The sequence below is a fragment of the Candidatus Pelagibacter sp. genome (assembly GCF_052049935.1).
In the GTDB taxonomy this organism is placed as follows: Bacteria; Pseudomonadota; Alphaproteobacteria; order Pelagibacterales; family Pelagibacteraceae; genus Pelagibacter.
Genome location: NZ_JBNGZA010000022.1, coordinates 1 through 3913 on the forward strand (window position 1 = coordinate 1; position 3913 = coordinate 3913).

The 3913-nt window shown below is 24.2% G+C and carries 3 protein-coding genes; all 3 read left to right on the forward strand.

Annotated elements, in window-relative coordinates; all coding sequences use genetic code 11:
- The first annotated feature begins 95 nt into the window (after positions 1-95).
- Positions 96-1835 carry an ABC transporter ATP-binding protein gene (locus tag ACTT90_RS07290; RefSeq protein ID WP_440938070.1) on the forward strand — a complete coding sequence of 580 codons (1740 nt, stop codon included), beginning with the start codon at positions 96-98 and terminating at the stop codon, positions 1833-1835.
- A complete protein-coding gene (locus ACTT90_RS07295; RefSeq protein WP_440938071.1) occupies positions 1835-3109 on the forward strand; it encodes a 3-deoxy-D-manno-octulosonic acid transferase in 1275 nt (424 codons plus the stop codon). The genes ACTT90_RS07290 and ACTT90_RS07295 overlap by 1 nt, the downstream gene beginning before the upstream one ends.
- Positions 3075-3913: tetraacyldisaccharide 4'-kinase (gene lpxK, locus ACTT90_RS07300; protein WP_440938072.1), on the forward strand; the 839-nt coding region annotated here is incomplete at its 3' end. The genes ACTT90_RS07295 and lpxK, both read left to right, overlap by 35 nt.

The following is a 3913-nucleotide window of genomic DNA, read 5'->3' on the forward strand; positions in this document are numbered from 1 at the left end:
TTAAAGATACTTTAAATTGTTTAAATATTTTTAAATCAAATAATATCTTGGGTTTCTTAGTTTTTCTAAATCTTATAATTGGAAAAATTTAAATCATGACTAATAAAGAAATTATAAAAAGACTATACAAAGATTATTCAAAAAATTTTCTAAATAAAATTTTGTTAGCAGGTTTTTTTTCAATTTTGGTGGCAGGTAGCACCTCTGTTATTGCTTGGTTGTTAGATCCTGCAATTAAAAAAATTTTTATTGAAAAAGATGAACAGCTAATTTTTATTATACCGATTTTTATTATATTATCTTTTGCAACAAAAGGTATTTCTTTATATTTTGCAAAATCAACTATGATCATGGTTGGTGAAGAAATTAAAAAAATTTTGCAGTTTGATATGATTTCATCATTAATCAAAGCAGATACAAAATTAATTGATAAAAAGCATTCTGGCAAATTTATTTCTAATCTTACATATGATGTAACTCACATAACTAATATGTTAAGTGATGCGATCTTAGCATTATTTAAAGATAGTCTTACTTTGATAGGTTTATTAATTGTAATGTTTTATCAAAATTGGAAGCTTTCTCTGGTTGCAATAATCATGATACCTTTAGCGAGTACAGCAGCAAAGTCTTTAGGTAAAAGAATTGGAAAAGTAACAACAGAAGCTCAAGAAAAATCTGGTTTTTTAAACTCATATTTAATTGAAATATTCAAAAATCATAAACTGATAAAAATTTTTCAAAATGAAAATTATGAAATCAATCGTTCAGATGAACATCTTGAAAATCTTAAAATTAAAAATGCTAAGATTAGAACAGTTTATGTAAGAGTTTCTCCAATTATGGAAACTTTTACTGGAGTAATGATAGCTATTCTTATTTTTTATTCTGGAAAACTAATTATTAAAAATGAAATAGATATAAACAATTTTTTTTCTTTTTTAGCTGCAATGATGCTAGCATATCAACCAGTAAGATCACTTGCTACTATTAGTATGGCAGTTAATCAAGGTTTATCAGCTGCAAAAAGAATTTTGCCAATTATAGATAATAAAAATGAAATTGATGAGAATTTGAATTCACCAAATCTAAAAATAAATAATGGAGATATAGTTTTTAAAGATGTTTCATTTCAATATAATCAAGAAGATGACATTGTATTAAAAAATATAAATCTTGAGATAGAAGGTGGAAAAATGTCAGCTTTAGTTGGACATAGTGGCTCTGGTAAATCAACTTTACTAAATTTGATACCACGATTTTATAAAATAGATAGTGGTAGTATAATCATTGATAATCAGAATATTGAAGGTGTCAGAACAAGCTCTTTAAGAGATAAAATTTCACTTGTTAGTCAAGATACAACATTATTTGATGACACTATAAGAAATAACATTGCCTACGCAAAAATGGATGCATCTGATAATGAAATAATTAATGCAGCAAAACTTTCATCATCTGATGAATTTATTAACCAACTTCCAAATAAATATGACACTATAATTGGGGAAAATGGTATTAGATTGTCTGGGGGTGAAAAACAAAGAATCTCTATTGCAAGAGCAATTCTTAAACAAAGTCCAATTATTCTTCTTGATGAAGCAACATCATCCTTAGACTCTGAAACAGAAGAAAAAATTCAAAATGCAATTAATATTTTAACTAAGGGGAAAACGACTGTTGTTATTGCGCATCGACTATCTACAGTGCAAAATTCAAACAAAATTTTTGTTGTAGATAACGGTAAAATTATTGAGTCTGGTAATCATGAAACGCTCTTAAAAGTATCAAGTAAATATAAAACTTTCTATGAAAAGCAGATTAGAAAAGAATAATGTTTTTTATTTATCAAATTTTAACATGTTTAATACTTTTGGTTTCTCCTATTATAATTCTTTTTAGACTAATCAAAAAAAAAGAGAGTAAATCAAGATTTATAGAAAAATTTACAATTTTTTCTAAACAAAGAAAAAAAGGGACTTTAATTTGGTTTCATGTTGCGAGTGTTGGTGAACTAATAAGTGTTATACCTTTGGTTAGAAAGTTTGAGTCAGAAAATAAAATTAAAACAATATTAATTACATCATCAACTCTTAGTTCATCTTACATTTTTACAAAATTTAAATTTAAAAAAACTATTCACCAATTTTTCCCTATAGATTTAAAATACTTTGCATCTAGATTTATCAATTATTGGAAACCCTCAATTTGTATATTCATTGACTCAGAAATTTGGCCTAACATGTTTTACAAAATCAAAGAAAACTCTATTCCACTTGTTTTGATGAATGCAAGAATTACAGAAAGATCGTTTAAAAGATGGAATATTTTCAAAAATTTTGCCACTAAAGTTTTTGACAAAATAGATTTTGCATTTCCTCAAAATCAAGAAACAATAAATTATCTTAAAAAATTTAAAGTAAAAAAAATTAAAAATTTAGGTAACCTTAAATTTGCAAAACAAAATAAAATCGATCAAAGTTTTTTTTCAAAAAAATTTTATAATCAATTTAGAAAGAGAAAAGTTTTCACTGCTGTAAGCACACATCCTTCTGAAGAAATTATCATAGCAAGAATGCATCAGCTTTTAAAAAGTAACATACCAAATTTAATTACAATAATTATACCTAGACATATTGAACGTATAAATGAAATTAAAGATCAATTAGAAACTTTAAAACTTTCTGTAAATATAAAAAGCATAAATAAAATTATTAACACTGATACAGATATATTATTAGTTGACTCTTATGGTGAGACAAAAAAATTTTTTCCTATAACCAATCTTGTTTTTATGGGAGGATCATTAATAGAACATGGAGGTCAAAATCCTATCGAGCCTGTAACTTTTAATTTAAATATTCTACACGGACCACATGTTAAAAATTTTAAAGAAGTTTACAGGTTATTTGGAATTAAAAAGATTTCTTTTAAGGTAAAAAAAGTATCTGATCTTGTTAAAAAAAGTAAAATTTTACTAAACAAAAAAAGTTCAAAAAAAATAAATATTGATAAGCTTGGAGAAAAAACTCTTAAACTAGCTTTTTTTGAGATAAAAAAGATAATTAATCATCATGAAAATAAAAAAACCAAAATTTTGGGACAATAAAAAAATTTCATTAATTTCATATTCTTTATTACCTTTTTCAAAAATAGTTGAATTAATTTCAAAGTACAATTTAAAAAAAAAAAAAAAATTAAGTGGCATTATATCAATATGTGTTGGGAATATCTATATTGGTGGAACAGGCAAAACTTCTTTAGCAATTGAAATTAAAAAAATATTAGATGCTAACAACATTAAATCTTGTTTTATAAAAAAATTATATTCAGATCAAACTGATGAAAAATTGATTTTAGAGAAATACGGGGAGGTGTTTGTAAATCATTCTAGAAAATCAGCATTATATCAAGCTATGGAGAAAGATTATAAAATTGCAATTTTCGATGATGGATTACAAGATAAAGAACTACTTTATGATTTGAGTATTGTTTGTTTTAATAAAAAAAATGAAATTGGAAATGGATTAGTTTTGCCCGCAGGTCCTTTGAGAGAAAAATTAGATGATATTAAAAATTATCAATTAATTGTTCTTAATGGAAATGATGAAAATAATTTAGAATTTAAAAAACTTTTATTAAGCCTTAATAAAGATGCTTTAATTTTCGAAACAAAATATATATTAAAAAATTTGAAAGAATTTGATTTAAATAATCGTTACTTGGCTTTTTCAGGTATAGGCAACCATAAAACATTTATTGAAATGCTAAATAAATATAATTTTAAAATTTCTAAAGATTTAGAATTTCCTGATCATTATGAATATAATCAAAAAGATATTGAAAATATCAATCTTTTAGCAGAAAAAGAAAATCTAAAAATTTTAACAACAAAAAAGGATTTTTTTAGAAT